Annotated in this window: 19 protein-coding genes and 3 pseudogenes; 14 read left to right on the top strand and 8 right to left on the bottom strand. The window is 69.2% G+C overall.

Annotation, left to right across the window (positions count from 1 at the left end; translation table 11 throughout):
* Nucleotides 1-137 precede the first annotated feature (137 nt).
* The 3 genes and pseudogenes from IEY36_RS19220 to IEY36_RS19210 form a co-directional block, all read right to left on the bottom strand.
* Nucleotides 138-821, bottom strand: a pseudogene (locus IEY36_RS19220) (IS1595 family transposase).
* Nucleotides 822-1108: 287 nt separating this feature from the next.
* A complete protein-coding gene (locus tag IEY36_RS19215) occupies nucleotides 1109-2206 on the bottom strand; it encodes a mandelate racemase/muconate lactonizing enzyme family protein (protein WP_188969709.1) in 1098 nt (365 codons plus the stop codon).
* Nucleotides 2207-2558: 352 nt separating this feature from the next.
* Nucleotides 2559-3428, bottom strand: a complete 870-nt coding sequence (locus tag IEY36_RS19210; RefSeq protein WP_188969707.1) for a helix-turn-helix transcriptional regulator — start codon at nucleotides 3426-3428, stop codon at nucleotides 2559-2561.
* 160 nt (nucleotides 3429-3588) lie between these two features.
* Between IEY36_RS19210 and IEY36_RS19205 the strand changes: the two genes are divergently transcribed.
* Nucleotides 3589-4314 (top strand): ATP-binding cassette domain-containing protein, encoded by a 726-nt coding sequence (locus IEY36_RS19205; RefSeq protein WP_188969705.1) that lies wholly within the window; start codon nucleotides 3589-3591, stop codon nucleotides 4312-4314.
* Between the two features lie 18 nt (nucleotides 4315-4332).
* Complete coding sequence (locus IEY36_RS19200) at nucleotides 4333-5157, top strand: substrate-binding domain-containing protein (protein WP_188969703.1); 825 nt, start codon at nucleotides 4333-4335, stop codon at nucleotides 5155-5157.
* Between the two features lies 1 nt (nucleotide 5158).
* Here IEY36_RS19200 and IEY36_RS19195 read toward each other — a convergent pair whose 3' ends face one another.
* The gene (locus tag IEY36_RS19195; RefSeq protein ID WP_188969701.1) at nucleotides 5159-5863 is read right to left on the bottom strand and encodes an ABC transporter permease; all 705 of its coding nucleotides are present in this window, start codon (nucleotides 5861-5863) and stop codon (nucleotides 5159-5161) included.
* 674 nt (nucleotides 5864-6537) lie between these two features.
* Here IEY36_RS19195 and rutA point away from each other — a divergent pair.
* The 12 genes from rutA (at nucleotide 6538) to IEY36_RS19135 (ending at nucleotide 18205) form a co-directional block, all read left to right on the top strand.
* Nucleotides 6538-7614: a pyrimidine utilization protein A gene (gene rutA, locus IEY36_RS19190; protein ID WP_188969699.1), complete on the top strand. Its 1077-nt coding sequence runs from the start codon at nucleotides 6538-6540 to the stop codon at nucleotides 7612-7614.
* Entirely contained in the window at nucleotides 7611-8720 is a 1110-nt protein-coding gene (locus tag IEY36_RS19185) for an ABC transporter ATP-binding protein (protein WP_188969696.1), read from the top strand. The genes rutA and IEY36_RS19185 overlap by 4 nt, the downstream gene beginning before the upstream one ends.
* A complete protein-coding gene (locus IEY36_RS19180) occupies nucleotides 8717-9580 on the top strand; it encodes an ABC transporter permease (RefSeq protein ID WP_188969694.1) in 864 nt (287 codons plus the stop codon). Before IEY36_RS19185 ends, IEY36_RS19180 begins: the two co-directional genes overlap by 4 nt.
* A 5-nt stretch (nucleotides 9581-9585) precedes the next feature.
* Nucleotides 9586-10413: an ABC transporter permease gene (locus tag IEY36_RS19175; RefSeq protein WP_188969691.1), complete on the top strand. Its 828-nt coding sequence runs from the start codon at nucleotides 9586-9588 to the stop codon at nucleotides 10411-10413.
* Between the two features lie 17 nt (nucleotides 10414-10430).
* Nucleotides 10431-11585, top strand: coding sequence for an ABC transporter substrate-binding protein (locus tag IEY36_RS19170; RefSeq protein ID WP_188969689.1), 1155 nt, complete (start codon nucleotides 10431-10433; stop codon nucleotides 11583-11585).
* Nucleotides 11582-12247 carry an isochorismatase family protein gene (locus IEY36_RS19165; RefSeq protein ID WP_188969687.1) on the top strand — a complete coding sequence of 222 codons (666 nt, stop codon included), beginning with the start codon at nucleotides 11582-11584 and terminating at the stop codon, nucleotides 12245-12247. Before IEY36_RS19170 ends, IEY36_RS19165 begins: the two co-directional genes overlap by 4 nt.
* A 5-nt stretch (nucleotides 12248-12252) precedes the next feature.
* Nucleotides 12253-13161 (top strand): polysaccharide deacetylase family protein, encoded by a 909-nt coding sequence (locus IEY36_RS19160; protein WP_188969685.1) that lies wholly within the window; start codon nucleotides 12253-12255, stop codon nucleotides 13159-13161.
* Complete coding sequence (locus tag IEY36_RS19155) at nucleotides 13158-14087, top strand: polysaccharide deacetylase family protein (protein WP_188969683.1); 930 nt, start codon at nucleotides 13158-13160, stop codon at nucleotides 14085-14087. Before IEY36_RS19160 ends, IEY36_RS19155 begins: the two co-directional genes overlap by 4 nt.
* Nucleotides 14062-14796, top strand: a complete 735-nt coding sequence (locus tag IEY36_RS19150; protein WP_188969681.1) for a uroporphyrinogen-III synthase — start codon at nucleotides 14062-14064, stop codon at nucleotides 14794-14796. The genes IEY36_RS19155 and IEY36_RS19150 overlap by 26 nt, the downstream gene beginning before the upstream one ends.
* An 80-nt stretch (nucleotides 14797-14876) precedes the next feature.
* Complete coding sequence (locus IEY36_RS19145; RefSeq protein WP_188969679.1) at nucleotides 14877-16031, top strand: hypothetical protein; 1155 nt, start codon at nucleotides 14877-14879, stop codon at nucleotides 16029-16031.
* Between the two features lie 10 nt (nucleotides 16032-16041).
* A complete protein-coding gene (locus tag IEY36_RS19140) occupies nucleotides 16042-17310 on the top strand; it encodes a heme biosynthesis HemY N-terminal domain-containing protein (RefSeq protein WP_188969677.1) in 1269 nt (422 codons plus the stop codon).
* Nucleotides 17311-17380: 70 nt separating this feature from the next.
* Nucleotides 17381-18205, top strand: a complete 825-nt coding sequence (locus IEY36_RS19135; protein WP_188969675.1) for a GGDEF domain-containing protein — start codon at nucleotides 17381-17383, stop codon at nucleotides 18203-18205.
* Here the strand turns inward: IEY36_RS19135 and pgaD are convergent.
* The 4 genes and pseudogenes from pgaD to IEY36_RS19120 form a co-directional block, all read right to left on the bottom strand.
* Nucleotides 18195-18665 (bottom strand): poly-beta-1,6-N-acetyl-D-glucosamine biosynthesis protein PgaD, encoded by a 471-nt coding sequence (gene pgaD / locus IEY36_RS19130; RefSeq protein ID WP_188969673.1) that lies wholly within the window; start codon nucleotides 18663-18665, stop codon nucleotides 18195-18197. The genes IEY36_RS19135 and pgaD overlap by 11 nt on opposite strands.
* On the bottom strand, nucleotides 18665-19039 hold the full coding sequence (locus IEY36_RS19125) for a hypothetical protein (protein WP_188969671.1): 375 nt from the start codon (nucleotides 19037-19039) through the stop codon (nucleotides 18665-18667). Before IEY36_RS19125 ends, pgaD begins: the two co-directional genes overlap by 1 nt.
* A 58-nt stretch (nucleotides 19040-19097) precedes the next feature.
* Nucleotides 19098-19346 (bottom strand): annotated as a pseudogene (locus tag IEY36_RS31405) (glycosyltransferase family 2 protein); the annotation flags it as partial.
* A pseudogene (locus IEY36_RS19120) lies at nucleotides 19262-19786 on the bottom strand (polysaccharide deacetylase family protein); the annotation flags it as partial. The pseudogenes IEY36_RS31405 and IEY36_RS19120, both read right to left, overlap by 85 nt.
* Nucleotides 19787-19994: the final 208 nt, after the last annotated feature.

Genomic DNA, 19994 nt, shown 5'->3' with positions numbered 1-19994 from the left:
AGCCGAGGAGCCGGCCGGCAAGCGGCGCCCGGAACGCTGGCATTCGCTGGACACTCCTGTCGTGTTTAGGGGGGCGCTGAACGCCTACCGGTCCCAACAGCGCCGAAGCCGCTTAAAAAGGTAGGATCTAGTCCAGATTAGAATCCGAGCGGGTTACGCTGGAGAGAGCGGAACATGGTTCGGTACAGATCGCCATGCCTGTTGTTGAAGCGGAATTTGCACTCCTTGAGGAAGGCTGGAAAGCTGGCGTTGGGGATGCCGTTGAACTTGGCCAGGCGGCGTCTTGAGAAGCACCAGAAGCTCTCGATGCCGTTGATGTGGACGCCGTCGTCGGCGAGCTGATCGTCGTTGTGTCGGATGCGGTGGTGCTTGGCGGAGCCTGCCTCGACGAGGCCGTCATAGGCGCGCCAGCCGTCGGAATGGATACTCGCGGAGACGTCGATCGTGCCTTTGATGATGCCTTGAAGCGCTGCTTTTGAACAGTTTCTGACGATCTGGGTATGCACCGGCCGCCGCGCTTGAGGATGCCGAAGACCGGTGTCTTGCGCCCGGCGCCACGGCCTCGTTTGCCGCGGACGCGGCTGGCGCCGAAGTAGCTTTCATCGACCTCGACCTCGCCAGCGAAGGGGCAGGCATGGGTGGCGAGGTCAGCCATGCGGGCGCGGAAGAGGGTGAACAGACGCAGGGGTGGTCTTGCGGTCGAGCCCGGAGAGTTCGGTGGCCTGGGCAGCAGTCAGATCAGCGCAGAAGAAGCGCACGAGCTGACGCAATTTGACCTCGGAATTGCGCGTGTGGCGCAGATAGCGATTTTTCCAAGCCATCACAGCACCTTAGCAGGTGCTCAGATCATCCAATCTGGACCAGACCCTTAGGATCTGATTGCTTCGCACGCCGCAGCGCCGCAGCCGCAACACCCTCCTAGTATATTCGACGTCTCAGGGGCATCGAAAAAAATTCCACCGCTCTCCTTCGACGAGGGCGGCCAATGCCATTCCAAAGCGCACTGCCCTTTCGGGACCCCATCGGCAATGCGCTGCATTGTCGATGGGGCCGTGAAGGGGTGGCCTGGTGGAGCGGCGCCCCTCCGATCGCGGCGTGGACGCGAACCCTACCGCAGCACGAAGTCCTTCATGACCTCCGCCTTGAAGGCCAGCCCATGCCCGGGCGTCTCCGGCGCCGTGATCAAGCCGTTGGCGATGTTCGGCAGGGAGACGAACACATCGTCCAGCAGCCCCATCTGCTCGGCCCAGATCCCGTTCGGGATGGACGCCAGCAGATGCACGTTCAGCTCCGGGAACAGATGCGGCGCGATGGTCATGCCCCAGGTATCGGCGACCGTCGCGATCTTGCGCAGTTCCGTCAGCCCGCCGCGCATCGGGTCGGGCTGCAGGATCGGCAGGCGCGGGCTTTCGAAGAAGGGCTTGAGGTCGGCGCGGCCGAAATGCGTCTCGCCGCCCACCACGCGCATGTCGAGCGCCTCGGCGCAGCGCAGATAGCCGGCATAGTCGTCGGCAGTGACCGGCTCCTCCAGCCAATAGGCGTCGAATTCCTCGAACTTGCGGCCCATGGTGATCGCCACATCGGCCGACCAGCCCATGTTCACGTCGATCATGATGTCGATGTCCGGCCCGACCGCGTCGCGCATGCGGCGCACATTGTCCACATCGGTGTGCAGGTCGCCGACATGCGCCACCTGCATCTTGATCGCCTTGTAGCCCTGGCTGACGAAGTGCTTGGCCTTGGCGATCATCCCGTCGCCAAAGGACCCGCGGAAGCAGCCGCTGCCATAGATCGGGATCTCGGAGCGGTAATGCCCCCACAGCCGGTGCAGCGGCAGGCCGGCCGCCTTGCCGACCACGTCCCACAAGGCGATGTCGATCGCCGACTGCGCCATCATCGTCACGCCGCCGCGCCCGCCGGTCAGTGTCAACCGCCACAGGTCGCGCCAGATCGCCTCCACCGCGCTCGCGTCGCGGCCCATGATACGCGGCGCCAGCGCTTCCGCGATGCAGGCACCGATCGTGCGCTGCAGCGGCAGGTTCAGCAGATGCAGGTATCCCATGCCGGTCAGGCCGGATTGCGTGACGACTTCCACGACCACCAGGTCGCGCGTCGGGCCGAGGGCGTGGCCGGCAAGCCAGGGGTCATCCGCCCAGGGCATCTGCAACAGGGTGGTGCGAATCTCGCGGATGGTCAGATCGGTCATTCGGTGCGTTCCTCCGTTGCGCGAAGCCTGCGCGCGACGGGCGGGGGCGGCAACCCTTGCGGGGCGGTTGGAACCGGAGAGGGCTTTGCCCCCTGCAGACCCTCCCCCACCAAAGGCCTAAGGGCCTCTGGACACCAATACCGGGCGTTGGGCGCAAGGGGGCCGCGCGTCAGCAGGACGCCCACTGCGCCCGGCGCCAAGACTCATTCTGGATACCGGGCGCAACGCGACATTCTCGTCCCGTACATCTCGCCGGGCCCATTACCAATTCGAGGTGTCCAGAGGCCCTTAGGCCTTCGGCGGGGTGGGGTCCGGGGAGGGGCAGGGCCCCTCCCCGCGGCGCCCCGCGCCCTCAACCATTGAACGCGACGCGCCCCGTCTCGGCGATGTCGTAGCCGCCCATCCGGCCCGCGCGCGCCGCGAAGGCGGCCCCACGTGCAAAAGCCAGCAGCGCCTGCAAGGGCGGGTCGAAGAAGTCGCGCCGCGCCATCACCAGGTCGAAGCGCTCACGCACGAGCGGCACGAAGCCGAGGCCCCGGGCGATCGCCTCGGCGCGGATGCCGAAACCCGCCTCGGCACGGCCATCGGCGACGGCGGCGGCCACCTCGTCCTCGGCGAGCGCCGGCTCGGCCAGGAAGGCGATGGCATCGAGCCGCAGCCCCGCCTCATTCAGCAGATGCAGCAGCAGCACATGGCTGCCGGCGCGGTTCTGCCGGCCGACCACGCGCAGCCCGGGCCGCGCCAGGTCGGTGACGCTCGCCAGCCCGAGCGGATTGCCAGGCGCCACCAGCAACCCCTGTTCCCGCCAGGCCCAGGTGATGCCCACATGGCCGCCGCGGCCGAGCACCTGCCACACCGCCGGCGCGTTCCAGCCGCCGCCATCCGGGTCGTGCAGATGCACCGCGGCCGCCACCGCCTGCCCGGCGGCCAGCACGTCGAGCCCTTCCAGGCTGCCACCCGAGCGGAGCGCCAGCCCGCAGCCTGATTGCCGCACCGCCCAATCGAGCAGCGGGTCATGGCTGCCGGCGAGCACCGGCGGCGGCGCAGCGCGGTGCGGCGCCTCCCCGCCATCGGCGCGCGCGGCCAGCCAGCGTTCCAGCAACCCACGCGGAAACAGCCATTTGCCGCCGAGCAGCGCCGCCGGCACCTGCCGCGCCCGCGCGAGGTCGTACAGGGCGCGTTCGGACAGTCGCAGCCAGGCGGCGGTCTCCTTCAAGGTCATGACATCCGGCAGCATCCGGCAATGAATGGCAAATGCCGCGCCAAGGTCAAGGCCGGGCGACGTTGACGGCATCATCTGCCGTGCGCATGTCAAGGGAACGGATAGGAAGCGGCATGCGCAACGCAGGCAGAGAGCACCGGCGGCACGGGCGGCAGGGCTGATGCGCGCGCCCACGACCATCCTGCCGCTCGAGACGCAAGGCCTTGGCTTCGCCGCCGGAGCGACGCGCATCCTGTCGGATGTGACCCTCTCCATTGCCGCAGGGGCGCCGACCGTCATCATCGGGCCGAATGGCGCCGGGAAATCGGTGCTGCTGCGGCTGCTGCACGGGCTGCTGACGCCGACCGAAGGCCGCATTCGCTGGGGGGAGCTCAGCGGCGATGTCTCGCGCCGCCAGGCCATGGTGTTCCAGCGCCCGGTGCTGCTGCGGCGCTCGGCCATCGCCAATGTGCTCTATCCGCTGCGGCTGGCCGGCATCCCGGCGAAGCAACGCACGGATCGGGCCGAGCAGGCGCTGGCCCTGGTGGGGTTGTCGATGCTGGCGGACCGGCCGGCCCGGCGGCTGTCGGGCGGCGAGCAGCAGCGTCTCGCCTTGGCGCGCGCCGCGGCCACCGGCGCGGAGGTGCTGTTCCTCGACGAACCCTGCGCCAGCCTCGACCCCGGCGCGACGCGCGCGGTCGAACAGATCGTCGCCCGCCTCGTCGCCCAGGGCACCAAGATCGTGATGACGACGCATGACCTCGGCCAGGCCCGGCGCCTCGCGGGTCATGTCGTGTTCCTGCATGCGGGGCGGGTGGCCGAACAAGCTGCCGCCGAGACGTTCTTCGCCGGCCCCGCCGCGCCGGAGGCGGCCGCCTTCCTGCGCGGCGACCTGTTGCCGCACTGACTCTTCGGAGGATCCCGCATGTTGCGCAGAAGCCTGCTTGCCCTAGGCCTGATCCTCGCCTTGCCGGCGCTGGCGCAGGAGCGGACGATCACCGTCGCCTCCACCACCAGCACCGAGCAATCCGGGCTGTTCGGCCACATCCTGCCGATCTTCACGCGCGAGACCGGCATCACCGTGCGCGTCGTCGCACTCGGCACCGGCCAGGCGCTCGATGTCGGCCGGCGGGGCGATGCGGATGTGCTGTTCGTGCATGACCGCGCGGCCGAACAGCGTTTCGTCGCCGAGGGGCATGGCGGGCCGCGCCACCATGTCATGTACAATGACTTCGTCATCGTCGGCCCGGCCGCCGACCCGGCGCATATCGCCGGCACGACCGACACGGTCGCCGCGTTGCGCCGCATCGCCGAGACCGGGGCGCCCTTCATCAGCCGCGGCGACCGCAGCGGCACCCATGCGGCCGAGTTGCGCATGTGGCAGCAGGCGGGCATCGACCCCGTCACCGGGCGCGGGCAATGGTATCGCGAAATCGGCCAGGGCATGGGCCCGGCGCTGAACACCGCCGCCGCGCAGAACGCCTATGTCCTGACCGATCGCGGCACCTGGCTGAATTTCCGCAACCGGCAGGAGTTGAAGATCGTCGTCGAAGGCGATGCGCGCCTGTTCAACCAGTATGGCGTGATGCTGGTGAACCCGCAGCGCCACCCGCATGTGAAGGTGGCGGACGGGCAGCGCTTCATCGACTGGATCGTCTCGCCGGCCGGGCAGGCGGCGATCGCGGGCTACAAGATCAATGGGGAGCAGCTGTTCTTCCCGAATGCGGCGCAGCCGGAGCCGACCTCGTAGGTCAGCCCGCCCAACGCGCCGCAGCCCCGCGCAGGCCCTGCGCCAGCGTATTGACCACGACGACGATCGCCATCAGCACCATGCCGAGGGCGAGCGCCAGCGGCAGGTCGCCCTTCGAGGTCTCGAGAGCGATCGCGGTGGTCATGACACGAGTGTAGCCCTCGATGTTGCCGCCCACGATCATCACCGCGCCGACTTCCGCCGCGGCGCGCCCGAAGCCGGCCAGCAGCACCGTCAACAGCGCGAAGCGGCCGTCCCACAGCAGCGTCGGCACCGCGCGCAGGCTGGAGACGCGGAAGGAGCGGAACTGCTCGGCATATTCCTCCCACATGCCTTCCAGGACCTGGCGCGCCAGGGCGGCGATGATGGGCGTGATGAGCACCGCCTGCGCCGCCACCATGGCGGCCGGCGAGAACAGCAACCCAAGCGGGCCAAGCGGGCCTGAGCGCGACAACAGCAGATAGATCAGCAGACCGCACAGCACCGGCGGAAGGCCCATCAGCGCGTTCAGCGCGACGATCACCGCCGCGCGGCCGGGGAACCGGGCCACCGCCAGAAGGGCGCCGAGCGGCAGGCCGATCATCGCGGCGATGGCGAGCGCGGCGAGGCTGACCTGAAGAGACAGCAGGACGATGCTCAATAGGGCCGGGTCGGCGCCCGACAGGAGGCCGAGGGCGGCGGAGAAGGCGGCGCCGAGGTCGTTCATCGGGTCACCGCATCGTCAACGGTCGTGGCGCGCTTGCCGCTCCGGCGTGCGGTGTTGCAGCAACGGCGCGAGTCCTTGACGCGTGCCGAGGCCGCGACTGCGGTCCGCCGAGAATCCGCCGAAACCAGGCAAGCCCGAGGTTCGCGCCCGGCGTCCGAGGGTACGAAAAGGGCGAATACCAACGGTCGAGGAATTCGGCCGCAGGTGTTGGGCGGCCGTGGTGCCGGGCCCCACAACCTGCCCCGGCCCGCCAGGAAGCGACCGGCCCGCCCGGCGCGGGCGACTGGTTTCCACAGGCCGACAAGCCTTGGGTGGGAAGGCCCGAAGGGGCAGAGCCCCCCCGGCAGTGCCGTGCCGGATTGCCGCAACATCACCACAGGCCCGCATGGCCGCGACACAAATGCAAGCCCATTGACCCCGGCGTCCGCTCCTCCGCGGCCACATGCGATGGAAGGTCCCGCGCCGATCTCGCGCGGAAGACGCAGGGCGCCACAGTGCGGCAAAAGGCATCGCCCCGTCCTGCCATTTTCGCGATCACATGCTGTCGTTCTGCACGTCGAATTGGCGTTTTCGTCGCCCCACGTCCGTTTTCGCGCAAATTGCAGGCACTCACGGGTTGTTCGTTGTCAACAGATATCCTTACCTTTCGCACCTGCGAAGAGTGAGGATGCGCGATGAAGCTCGGGGTCTTCTTGCCGATCGGCAACAATGGGTGGCTGATTTCGACCACCTCCCCGCAATACATGCCGAGCTTCGAGCTCAGCCGTGACGTCACGCTGAAGGCGGAAAAGTTCGGCTTCGATTTCGCGCTGTCGATGATCAAGCTGCGCGGTTTCGGCGGGCCGTCCCGCTACTGGGACTTCAACCATGAGAGCTTCACGCTGATGGCTGGCCTCGCGGCGGTGACGACGCGGATCAAGCTGTTCGCCTCTGTCGCGGTGCTGTCGATCCCGCCGGCGCTGATCGCGCGCATGGCCTCGACGATCAGCTCCATCGCGCCGGGACGCTTCGGCGTGAACATCGTCACCGGCTGGCAGAAGGCCGAATACGAGCAGATGGGCATCTGGCCCGGCGAGGAGCACTTCGCCCGCCGCTACGAGTATGGCGAGGAATACGTCACCGTCCTCAAGGACCTCTGGACCACCGGCATGTCCAACCACAAGGGCCAGTACTTCCAGATGACGGATTGCCGGGTCGAGCCGAAGCCGATGGGCAAGATCGATCTGATCTCGGCCGGGCAGTCGAACCGCGGCATGAAGTTCGCCGCCGAATACACCGACTACAACTTCATCTCCGCCGGCGGCATCAACGACGTGTCGCAGGTGGCACCGCACACCGCCCGGCTGATGGCCGCCAACACGGAGGCCGGCAAATCCTGCGAGGCGATGCTGCTGATGATGGTGATCGCCGACGAGACGGATGAGGCGGCGATGGCGAAGTGGAAGCACTACGTCGCCGGCACCGACCTCGAGGCACTGGCCTGGCGCGACGGCCAGGCGGCGGCCGATGTGAAGGCGGAAGCGCATTCGACGGTCGGGCGCATGGTGCGGTCGGAGCGCGAGCCCACCACCATGCTGCGCCTGGTCGGGTCCTATGAGACCGTGGCGAAGCAGATGGACGAGCTCGCCGCCGTGCCGGGCCTGTCGGGGGTGATGCTGACCTTCGACGACTTCCTGATCGGCATGGAGCAGTTCGGCACGCGCATCATGCCGCTGATGAAGTCCCGCCTGCCGATCGCGCAGGCGGCGTGACCTTGGCCGATGTGCCGGTGATCCCGCAGCTCGACCTGGAACTGCGCCATATCCGCAAGCGCTACGGCGATTTCGTCGCGGTCAACGATGTGTCGCTGCAGGTCGGCAAGGGGCAGTTCATCTGCCTGCTGGGGCCGTCGGGCTGCGGCAAGACGACAACGCTGCGCTGCGTCGCGGGGCTTGAAGAACCGGATGCCGGCGACATCCTGATCGGTGGCCGCGAGGTGACCGGCGAGCCGCCGTGGAAGCGCGACATCGCCATGATGTTCCAGGATTTCGCGCTGTTCCCGCACATGACCGTCGCCAAGCAGGTCGGCTTCGGGCTGGAGATGCTGAAGAAGCCCAAGGCGCAGATTGCCGCGCGCGTCGCCGAGGTGCTGAAGGCCTTCGAGATCGGTCATCTGGCGGAACGCCGGCCGGCGCAGCTCTCGGGCGGGCAGAAGCAGCGCGTCGCGCTGGCGCGCGCCATGGTCACCGAACCGCGCATCCTGCTGCTCGACGAGCCGATCGGCGCGCTGGATTATTCGCTGCGCGAGACCGTGATGCTGGAATTGAAGACGCTGCAGAAGCGCTCAGGCATCTCCTTCATCTGGGTCACGCATGACCAGAACGAGGCCTTTTCGCTTGGCGACCATGTGGTGGTGATGAACCACGCCAGGATCGAGCAGCAGGGCCGGCCGGATGAGGTGCTGTCGCGCCCGCGCACCGCCTTCGTCGCCGGCTTCATTCAGGGCAACAATGTTCTCGAGGGCAAGGCCGGGCTGGTGCGCGATGGCGTGCTGGAAGTGATGACCGCGCTGGGCACCTTCCGCGTACCGCTGCTGGACCTCGCGCCGCCGGCGGCGGGCAGTGCGCTGTCCTTCTCGGTGCGCGCCGAACGGTTGATCGAACGGCCGGGCGAGGACGTGCCGAACCGCATCGCGCTGCGGTGCATCACCGTCGAATATTTCGGCGCCTTCCGCCGCCATGTTCTGGAAGGCGCGGGCGGGACAGTCGTGAAGTACGACCAGTTCGGCGCCCTGCCGCAGAGCATCCGTGAGGGCGAGAACATCGTGCTCGGCTGGTCGCTGGACAATGGCGTGCTGCACCGGGCCCCGCCGGCATGAGCACGATCCGGCTCCGCTCGCCCGCCGCCTTCTGGCTCGCGCTGCCGGCCGGGCTGTGGATGGCGCTGGCGGTGGTGCTGCCGGTGCTGCTGATCGTCTGGGTGTCGCTGTGGGGCGGCACCTCGGTCTCGCCGAACAACCCGATCACCTTCGACAACTACCAGCGATTCCTCTCGAACCAGAACTATCTCTGGCTGATCGGCGACACGCTGGTGCAGACCGCGATGATCATGGCGATCACCGGCGTGCTGGGTTATTGCATCGCCTACTTCCTGACGGTGAAGGTGGCCAGCCCGGGATGGCGCGTCGCGTTGTTCCTCGCCTTCGTCATCCCGTTCTGGACCAGCACGCTGATCCGCGCGATCGCCTTCGTGCCGTTTCTCGGCGTCAACGGGCTGCTCAACCAGGCGCTGATGGCGATCGGGTTGATCGAGCGGCCGATCCAGGCCTTTCTCTATTCGCGCCTGGGCATCTCGATGGCGCAGGTCTCGCTCTACACGCTGCTGGCGAGTGGGCCGGTGGTGTACATGCTCAACAGCATCCCGCCGGCGCTGCGGGAGGCGGCGATGACGCTGAAGGCGCCGCCCATCATCGTGTTCTGGCGCATCATCCTGCCGCTGACGCTGCCGGGCATCGTCATCGGGCAGGTGCTGGTGTTCCTCAACGTGCTGGCGGATTTCATCACCGTCACCACGGTAGGCGGCAACAAGCTCGCCTTCCTCGGCAACCTGATTTTGCTGTTCTACGAAGGCTCGCAGATCCGCGCGACGGCGGTCGTCTCGGTGCTGCTGATGCTGTTGATGCTGGCCGGTGTGACGCTCGCTTTGCGGGTGGTCGACATCCGCAAGATCGGGGGCTGAGCGCGATGCATTGGAAGACGCGCTCGCGCCTGACCGGATGGCTGCTCGGTACGGTGACGATCGGCTTCCTGCTGTTCCAGTGGGCGCCGATGTTCACCATGTTCACCCTGTCCTTCTCCGGCGAGAATGGCGGCACCACCTTCCCGATGAACGGCGTCTCCCTGCACTGGTATCGCAACCTGTGGGAAGCGGACCTGTTCGACGATTTCAAGCCGCCGATGCTGCGCTCCTTCCTGTTGGCGCTCGCCTGCTCGGCGACGACGGTGGTGCTGTCGGTCTGCGCGGCGCAGGCGATGCGCGGGCGGTTCCGCGGCAATGGGCTGTATTTCTACCTGCTGCTGCTGGGGCTGATGGCGCCGGGAATCCTGGTCGGCTTCGGCTTCGCCATCCTGACGCGGTTGCTCGGCATCGAGGGCGCGTGGAACACCACCGCCTATGTCGTGCATGTCTCCTGGGCGCTGCCCTTCGGCTTCCTGACCATGCTCGCAGTGTTCAACCGCTTCGACCCGAAGCTGGAGGAAGCGGCGCTAACGCTCGGCGCCACGAGGCTGACCGCCTTCCGTCGCATCACCTGGCCGTTGATCTTGCCGGGGGTCATCGGCACGGCGCTGTTCGGCTTCTCGCTGTCCTATGACGAATACGCCCGCACGCTGTTCACCTCGGGCAGCGACGGCACGCTGCCGCTGGCGGTCATGGCGCAGCTCGACCGGCAGCTGACGCCGGAACTCTACGCCATCGGCACTGCCACCACGGCGATGTCGCTGATCGTCATCTCGCTCTGCGCGATCGGCTTCTGGCTGCGGGCCCGCGCGCTGCGCGGCAGCCCAACCTAAACCCAAGGAGACAGGTTATGAGCATCGTTTCCCGACGCGGCCTCCTTGTCGGCACCGCTGCCGGCCTTGGTGCCCCGCTGATCCGCCCCGCCTCGGCGCAGGCCCGTGAATTGCAGTTGGCCGGCGCCTCCTACGATCTGCGCGAACCGATCCTTCGCGAATTCATGCGCGTCAGCAATTCGCGGGTGCGGCCGTGGATGAATCCCTCGACCCAGGCGCGCATGGACCGCGTGCGCGCCGCCCAGGTGGACGTGATCACCACCGACGCGCCGTTCTCGCAATACGGCTATGGCGAGCAGCTCACCCAGCCGATCGACATCAGCCGGCTGAAGAACTGGTCGCACCAGCACATGCTGTTCCGCGACGGCCGTGCGACGCCGACGGCGCCGATGGGTCTCGGCGCCAATCCCGGCACCACCATGTATGTCGATGACGCCAAGACGAAGGTCAGCTTCTGCCCGGCCTTCTTCCAGATGGATTCGATCGGCTACAATACCCGCCACATCCAGGCCGAGAACAACGAGCTGTCCTGGGGCGAGCTGTTCAACCCGCGCTGGCGCGGCAAGGTGGCGCTCTATGCCATCGACTGGCTCGGCATGCTCGACGCCGCCATCGGCATGAAGGCGATGGGCATCTTCAACCCCGGCGACCCGACCAACCTGACGAATTCCGAGGTCGACACCGTCACCGACTTCCTCAAGGACAAGAAGAAGGAAGGCCATTTCCGCGCCTTCTGGCGGTCCTATGGCGAGTTGGTCAACCTGATGGCGTCGGAGGAAGTCTGGATCGCCGATGCCTGGTGGCCGGTGGTGATCGAGGTGGCGTCGAAGGGCATCCCGATGCGCTATGCCGTGGCGAAGGAAGGCTATCGCGCCTGGTGCAACGGCTATGCGATTTCGGCGAATACCCGCAATGTGGACCTAGCCTATGAATACCTGAACTACTGGCTGGACGGCTATCCGGGTGCGGAGCAGGGCAAGATCGGCTATTACGCGTCCTCGGATCTGTACAAGCAGTACATGGCGCAGGACCTGCAGGACAGCCTCTATGGCGGCGTCGGGCGCGATGGCGGCACGCTCGCGGATCGCGCGCAGCGCATCTATGTCTGGAACACGCGTCCGCGTAACCTCCCCTACTACACCGAGAAATGGAACGAGTTCCTCGCGGCATGATCGAAGACGGCAAGACGGCGCGGCAGCTCTACACGGAACTCAAAGCCGCGCCGACGCGACGGCGCTTCGGCTTCGGCCGGCGCGCCGCGCTGGTGAATATCGACGTGCAATGCGCCTATACGCAGCCGGGCACCTACGTCACGGCCTATGAGACCGACCCGCGCCAGATCGAGCACATCAACGCGCTCGCTCGCGCTGTGCGGGCGCGGTCCTGGCCGGTGGTTTGGACCTATGTCGCCTACCTGCCCTCGGGCGAGGATTGCGGCGTCTGGGGCACGCGGTCCGACACGCCGGACAGCCTGCAGAACATCAAGGAGGGCTCGCCGCGGGCGGCCTTCGACCCGCGCACCGAGCGCGCGGCGTCGGACATCATCATTAACAAGCGCATGGCGAGCGCGTTCTTCGAGACGAATTTCCGCTCCCTGCTGACCTTCCACGGCATCGACACCGTCATCGTCACCGGCGGGTCCACCTCCGGCTGCGTGCGGGCGACCGTGGTCGATGGCCTGTCCTGCGGGTATCGGATGATCGTGCCGGAGGAATGCGTTTCCGACCGGCACGAATCCCCGCATTTTGCCAATCTCTACGACATGGCGGTTAAATACGCCGACGTGTTGCCGGTGTCGGAGGTGCTCGACGCCGTGCCGCAGATGCAGGGGTGAACGCCATGCTCGATAGGCCCGGCCACTACGACTACATGCCCTGGCGGCGGCGCCCGAAGATCGTGTGGCCGAACGGCGCGCGGATCGCCGTCTGGCTGGCGCCGAATATCGAGCATTACGAACTCAACCCGCCGCCCAATCCGCGCCGGAGCCCCTGGCCACGGCCGCTGCCGGATGTCGCCGGCTATTCCTGGCGCGACTATGGCAACCGCTCGGGCTTCTGGCGCATGGCGGACACCATGGAGAAGTATGGCGTGCGTGGGTCGGTGTCGCTGAACGTCGCGGTCTGCGACCACTACCCCGAAGTCATCGAACGCTGCTGCGCGCTGGACTGGGAGTTGTTCAGCCACGGCACCTACAACACCCGCTATTTCTACGACATGGACGAGGAGATGCAGCGCGAGCTGATCCGCGACAGCCGCGAGACCATCCTGCGCGTCGCCGGCCAGCGCCTCGATGGCTGGCTGACCCCGGCCATTTCCAACGACGAGACAACCCAGCATGTCCTCGCCGAGGAAGGCATCCTCTACACCCTCGACATGACGCATGACGACCAGCCGACGCCGGTCAACACCCGCGCCGGGCAGTTGGTCAGCATCCCCTATTCGCTTGAGGTCAATGACGTCCCGCTCTTCGTCAACCGCAACACGCCGGCCGATCGCTACGCCGCCATCTGCAAGGCGCAGTTCGACCAGCTGTATGAGGAGGGCGCCGAATCCGGCACGGTGATGTGCATGCCGCTGCACCCGTACCTGATCGGCCAGCCGCACCGTATCGCCGCGCTCGACGCGGTGCTCGCCCACATCACCAGCCATGACAAGGTTTGGCTCGCGACGGGGCGTCAGATCGCGCAGCACTACATCGATTACACTCTGGCGCAGCACCGAAGCTGGATCGCGGAGGGCACGCCATGACACTCCCCGCCTCCTACACCGACTACCCGCTCCGCAAGCGGGCGATGGACCACGACCGCTACCCGTACCGCATCCTGCCGCGCACCAGCCCCGTCACCTGGCCGGGCGGGGCGCGCGTCGCGCTGTGGGTCGCTGTGCATGCCGGCTGGTTCCCCATGGACATGCCGACCAAGCCCTTCATCGCGCCGGGCGGGATGGAACGGCCCTACCCGTCCTATTGGGACTTCACCCAGCGCGACTACGGCAACCGCATTGGCATCTACCGCATGATGAAGGCGATGGAAGCGCGCGGGGTGAAGGGCACGGCGCTGCTCAGCGCCGCACTCGCCCGCGAATATCCGGTGCTGATGGACGATATCGCCGCCGCCGGCTGGGAACCCGCCTGCGCCGGGCTCGACATGGGCCATCTGCACCATGGCGGCGTCGCGGAAGCGGATGAACGCGCCTGGATCGACGAGGCCAGATCCCTGCTGCATGGCCACTTCGGCGATACCGTCACCGGCTGGCATTCTCCCGCCCATTCGGAATCGGCGCGCACGCCGGACCTCGTCGCCGGCGCCGGCTTCACCTGGACTTCCGGCTGGGCGAATGACGACATGCCCTATGCCTTCGCCACGGCGGCCGGCACGCTCACCGCCATGCCGCTGTCGCAGGATTTGTCGGACCAGCGCATGCTGCTGCAACAGCACATGGCCACCGAGGACTTCACCGCCGCCATCCTCGCCGCCCATGCGACACTCGATGCCGAGGCGCGGGCGACCGGCGGCGGCCGGGTGCTGACCCTGTCGGTCACCCCCTGGCTGATGGGCCAGCCGCACCGCATCCGCGCCTTCGGAGCGATGCTGGACGCCATCCTCGCCCATGGCGGCGTCTGGAGCGCGACGGGGTCGGCAATCGCGGATGCCTGGCGGACCCAGCAGGCCTAGGGCCGGTGCCCTGACTGCCGTCCTGATCACCCGGCCCGAACCCGGCGCCAGCGAAACCGCCGCTGCCTGCGCGGCGTTGGGCTGGGATGCGATCCTCGCCCCGGCCATGCTCCTGCAGGCGACGCCGCCGGTCCGGCTGCCACGGGCGCAAGCGGTGCTGCTCGCCTCCCGCGCCGCCGCCCGCGCGCTCGCACCCATGGCGCTGCCGGTGCTCGCGGTCGGCGACGGCACCGCCGCCGAGGCCCGCGCCCGCGGGTTCACCAATGTCCGCGCCGCTGAGGGTGACGCCGCCGCCCTCGCCGAGGCCGCCACCGCCACGCTGGACCCGGCGGCCGGGCCACTGCTGCTCGCGGTCGGGTGCGGCTATGGCGCCGAGCTGGCGGCAGCGTTGCGAAGGCGGGGCTTCCGCGTCATCCGCCGCGTCACCTATGCCGCGGCCCCGGCCACCGCCCTGCCGCCGCCGGCGCTGGCAGCGCTGCGGGCCGGCCGTATCACCGCCGCGCTGTTCACCTCGCCGCGCGGCGCGCGCATCACCATCGCGTTGCTGCGCCAAGCCGGCCTGGCAGCGGCGGCGCGCGGCATCCGTGCCATCGCGATCAGCCCGCGCATCGCCGAGACCCTGGCCGTGCTGCCCTGGGCCTCGACAGACTGCACCGCCCGCCCCGACCCGGCCCTGCTGCCGGCCCGGCTCGGCCCGCCACCGGTTTGATCTGGCGCGGGGGCGCGATCCCGCACAGCGGTGCTATACAGCGCTCCCCGTCGCCATGGCGCCGCAGCATGAGGACCGGCATGACCGAAACGCCCACTCCCCCGATCCGTCGTATCCTTGACCCCGCCGCCCTGCCCCTTTTGGCGGGAGGCGTGGTGCTGGTGATGGCGGCGGCCTGGCTTTGGGTCACGCCCCGCCCGGCCCCGCCGCAGAACCCCGACACGGCCGCCATCGCCGCGCTGGAGGCCCGTCTCGCGGCGCTGGAACTGCGCCGCGGCCCGAGCCTCGCACCGATCGAGCAGCGGCTCGCCGCGCTGGAAGCCCGCCCGGCACCCGACCTGTCGGGCATCGAACAACGCCTCGCCGCCATCCCGGCGCCGCCTGACCTGCGCCCGTTCGAAGGCCGCGTCGCCGCCGCCGAGGCCCGCGCCTCCCAGGCGCTGGAACGCCCGATCCCCGACCCGGCGTCCTTCGCCCCGCGCGCCGCCGTCGAGGGCCTGACCAACCGGGCCGATCGCCTGTCGGAACGGCTGGACGCCGTTGCCGCCCGCCAGCAGGCCGCCGACGCCGAGGCGATCCGCCGCACCGAGGACCTCGCCCGCGGCATGAATGAACGCCTCGCCACCGCCGAGCGGACGGAGGCCGAGCGCATCACGGCGGCCACCACCGGCCTCGAATCCCGACTGCGCGGCGCCGAGTCGGCCCTCGCCACCCGTCTTGCCGCGCTGGAGGCCGCCCAGGCCCGAGTCGCGGCGGTCGAGTCGCGCGCCACCCGCCTCGCCGCCTTTGACGCGCTGCGGCTGCGCCTCGATGCCGGCCAGCCGCTTGGGCCGGCGCTCGCGCTGCTGCCCGCCGCGCCGGAGGCGCTGACCCGCTATGCCAGCGCCGCCCCGCCGACCGAGGCATCGCTCCGCCTGTCCTTCGAAGCCGCCGCGCGCGCCGGACGGGCCGCCAGCGAGCCGGCCCGAGAAGGCCAGGGCATGCTCGATTCCGCCGTCACCCGGTTGTCCGGGCTGGTGACGGTGCGCCGTGGGGACCAGGTGGTGTGGGGCGATGCCGCCGCCGCCGAGATTGAAGGCGCCCGCCGCGCCCTGGAAGCCGGCGACGTCGACGCCGCCGTGGCGCGGATCGACCATCTGCCGCCGGCCGCACGCGCCGCGATGGCCGATTGGGTGGCCCAGGCCCGTGCCCTCGGCGCCGCCCGCGCCGCCCTTGCCACCCTGGCCGCGGGCTGAGGAGCGCAGCATGCGTCGTGCTCTGAAGGTGCTGGTCGCGCTCGCGGCCATCACCGCCCTCGCTTTCTGGTTCGCCGAGACCGGCGGCACCATCGAAGTCCAGGTTGGCGAGCTGTGGATCGGCATCGGCCTGCCGATCGCGGTGCTGATCCTGGTTGCCGCCTTCCTCCTGCTGCATGCGATCCTGGCGGCCTTCGCGGCGCTGCGCCGGATGCCCGCGCGGCGTCGGGCGGCCCGTGCCGACCGCCGCCGCAACGATGGCGATGCGGCAGTGACCCGCGCCCTGATCGCGCTGGCCGCCGGCACGCCCGAGGCCGCGCGGGTTGAGGTGCGCCGCGCCCGCTTCCTGCTCGGCGACACGCCGCAGACCCTGCTGCTGGCCGCCGAGGCTGCCCGCCTCGCCGGACGCGAGGACATGGCCGCCGACGCCTTCAAGGCGCTGGCCGAACGCCCCGATGCCCGCTTCCTCGGCCTGCGCGGCCTGCTGCGCCAGGCAATGCAGCGCGAGGATTGGGACGCCGCCCATCGCCTCGCCAAGGAAGCCGACGCCGCCCAGCCGGGCGCCGCTTGGCTGCGCGAGGAACGCCAGCTCCTGGCGCTGCGCACGCATGACTGGCGGGAGGCGCTCGCCCTGTCGCCCCCCGGCGGGCCGCGGGCCGCGCTGGCGCTCGCCGCCGCCGAGCAGGAAACCGACCCCGGACGCGCCGGCGAGTTGGAGAAACAGGCCTTCACCGCCGATCCCGGCTTCGCCCCGGCGGCGATCGCCCATGCGAAGCGCCTGGCCACCGGCAGTGCCAGGCGGGCGCGCGCGGTGCTGGAACAGGCCTGGGCCACCGCGCCGCATCCCGATATCGGCGCCGCCTGGATCGCTGGCACGCCGGCGGCGCTAGCCCGCGTCAAGACGGTGGAAGATCTCATTCACCGCAACCCGGAACATCTGGAAAGCCGGCTGCTGATGGCGCGGGTGGCACTCGATGCCGGGCTGACGGGCCGTGCCCGCGCCGAGCTGGAGGCTCTGGTCAACGCCGAGGCGGCCGACCGCCGCGCCTTCCTGATGCTGGCCGAGTTGGAGGAGGCCGAGCATGGCGACACTGCCGATGCCCGCGCCGCCCAGGCCCGCTGGCTGCGCGGCGCGGCCAATGCCCCCGGTGCGCCGGTTTGGCGCTGCGCCGCCTGCGGGGCGGAACACAACGCCTGGAAGGCCGAGTGCAATGCCTGCGGGGAGGTCGGCCGGATCGCCTGGTCGGCGCCTGGCAACGTGCTGACGGGGGGCGCGTAACGGTTTCCCAAGATGTTTCGTCCATTGATGGCGTGCCGGCGCCTGCCGGGCTAACCAGAGAGGCCGCGCCATGCCCTGGGACATCTTCCTGCACTTTGCCCTGCGCACGACAACGGCGGGGCTGGCCATCGCCGCGCTGGCCTACGGCGCCATGCGGGCCGTGTCGGTGCGCGGCGACCGCTGGCGCCGCGCCATGCGCCTGCTTGGATTGCCGTTGCTGGTCGGCATCGCCACGCTGTCGATCATCGATATCGTGTCCGTGTTGCGTCTGGGCGCGGTGCCGGAGAGCCGGACGATCGACTGGTTCTGGGCCTCGCTCGACGAGTTGGTGCCAGTCTTCTTCCTGCTGCAGATCGAAAGCTGGCGGCGCCGCGACCAGCTTGAAAAGCAGCTCGCCATGCTGTCGGAGACCGATCCGCTGACCGGCCTGCCGAACCGGCGTGGCTTCCTCGCCCGCGCGCTGCTCGCGATGGCCGCTGCGCGCCGCAATGGCGGCCGCTGTTCGGTGATGATGCTCGACCTCGATCGCTTTAAGGCGATCAACGACAATTTCGGCCACCCGGCCGGCGATGCGGTGCTGCGCGGCGTCGCCGTGGCGATCGGCCAGGCGGTGCGCGGCAGTGATGTGGCCGGGCGCCTGGGCGGGGAGGAATTCGCCCTGCTGCTGCCCGATGGCGTGGCCGATTCGGCGCAGGTCGCAGACCGATTGCGTGCTGTGGTCGCGACGGAAGTGGCCCATCCGGCCGGGGCGGACAGCCTCGTCACCTTCAGCGCCGGGATCGTCGCGCTGGACCCGGCCGGTGATGAATCGGCGTTGGAGGCCGCCCTCGCGGCGGCGGACCGCGCACTCTATGCCGCCAAGGCGGCCGGCCGGGACCGGGTGGTCATCGCCTGACCGGCTCGCCGGTCTCCATCCGTATCACCTGCCCCGCCGCATCGTGGTGGATGGCAAGGCGACGCGCGCTGCGCCAGCCAGGCAGCGCCGCGGCGGCGACACCGAAATCCTCGGCGATGGCGGCATCATCCGGGCGCGGGAAGGCACGGCGGCGGTCCTCGCCAGCGTAGCGGCGACGCTCGACGATGACCCGCAGCAACATTAGCGTGCAGATGAAGGTGGCGATGGCGACGCACAGCACCGCGACGTGCACGACATCCCACGGATGCGCCGGCGGGGCGACCGGCAGCAGCCGCTGCACGAAGGGCGGCACCCATAGCGCACCGACCGCCGCCGCCAACAGGTAGCACCAGCCGGCCCAGAGCAGCAGCGTCAGCACCGCGTCCCGCCACCGCGCGGCGCGTGGGCGCGAGGCGGCATCAAGGATCAGCGGCGGGACGAAGCGGACCGGACCATGCATCAGCGGAACCCCCTGTCGGGACTGGTCCATCGCGCGCGGGCTCCGTCGCGCCGCAGCAGGGCGCGCGAAAAACCGGCGGCGGTGGAGGCGGCCGACGGCATCCAGAACGCCGCCGGATACCAGATGACCCGCAGCAGCGGCCGGAAGGCCTGCGCCTTGGCCGGTTCATGCCGCCGGTCAATGAACAGCGCGATGGCGAACTGCACCAGGCAGGCGACCGACAGTACCATCCCCCAGATCGACAGCAGCGAGGGTGCGGGTTCGAGCACCGGCGGCACAAGGCCGAACTGGCCCAGCGCTGTCATCGCCAGGGTGAAGATCATGGCGTAGCACCAAGCGGTCGAAACGACGTATTGCGCCAGCACGCCCCCCATGCGCCGCCCATCCCAGCGCAGATGATCCGGTGCGTTGCGGAGGTAAGGTCTGCGCCCCGCCCTCGGCCCAGCGCAGCCGCTGCTTCCACAGCCCGCGCAGCGTCTCGGGCATCAAGATGTAGGAGAGCGCGTTGGGTTCGAAATGCACCACCCAGCGGCGGCGCTGCAGCTTCCAGGTGACATCGACATCGTCGGTAAGGTTGTCCGGGGTCCACCAGCCGACATCATGCAGCGCGGCCGGCTGCCGAGTTCGCGCGCCAGGATTGTGCTGGCGCGGGCAAGGTCGGTCTCGATGCGGCGTTTCCATTTGGCGTCGGTCTCGTAGCGCACGCCGTTCCAGTTGCGCGTCACCACCGCGAGCTTGACATCGCCCTGCGGATTGGCCGGCACGCCGTGGTGCAGGTCATGCGTGTGCGAGGCGAATTCGCACAGCCTGCTCGCCTGCATCGCGCGCGCCTGCGCCCAGGTGATGAGGCCGCGCCGTGGCGTCGGCGTGCCGCCATAGTCGAGGGTGCCGTTGGCCGGCGTCTCCATCCAGGAGGTGACCAGCGCGACGACCGCCGGCACGTTGACGGCGTGCAGCAGCGGGAAGACGCGGGTGGCATAGTCGTCATAGCCATCGTCGAAGGACAGCAACAGCACCTTGTCCGGCAACGGCCGGCGGCCGTCGGGCGCGGCGAGCAGCGCGTCGATACCGATGAAGTGCCAGCCATCCTGCCGCAGGAAGGAGACGTGCTGGACCAGCATGCTCTCGGCGATGGAGTAGTGCTTGTCACGCCCATCCTCGCCGATCGCGTGATAGGCGATGGTGGCGAAGCGGCCCGGGCCGGGCCTGTGCCTGCGTGCCGCGCGGCAGGGCGAGGGCGACGGGCAGCGACAGCACCCCACGGCGGGTGAGGGGCAGGATGCGCATCAGAACCTTCAGCGCACCATGCCGGTGACGGTCAGCCCATCC

Source organism: Neoroseomonas lacus, from assembly GCF_014644535.1.
Lineage (GTDB): Bacteria > Pseudomonadota > Alphaproteobacteria > Acetobacterales > Acetobacteraceae > Neoroseomonas > Neoroseomonas lacus.
The sequence above is the reverse complement of the archived record's forward strand: the minus strand, read 5'-3'. Positions and strand labels throughout refer to the sequence as shown.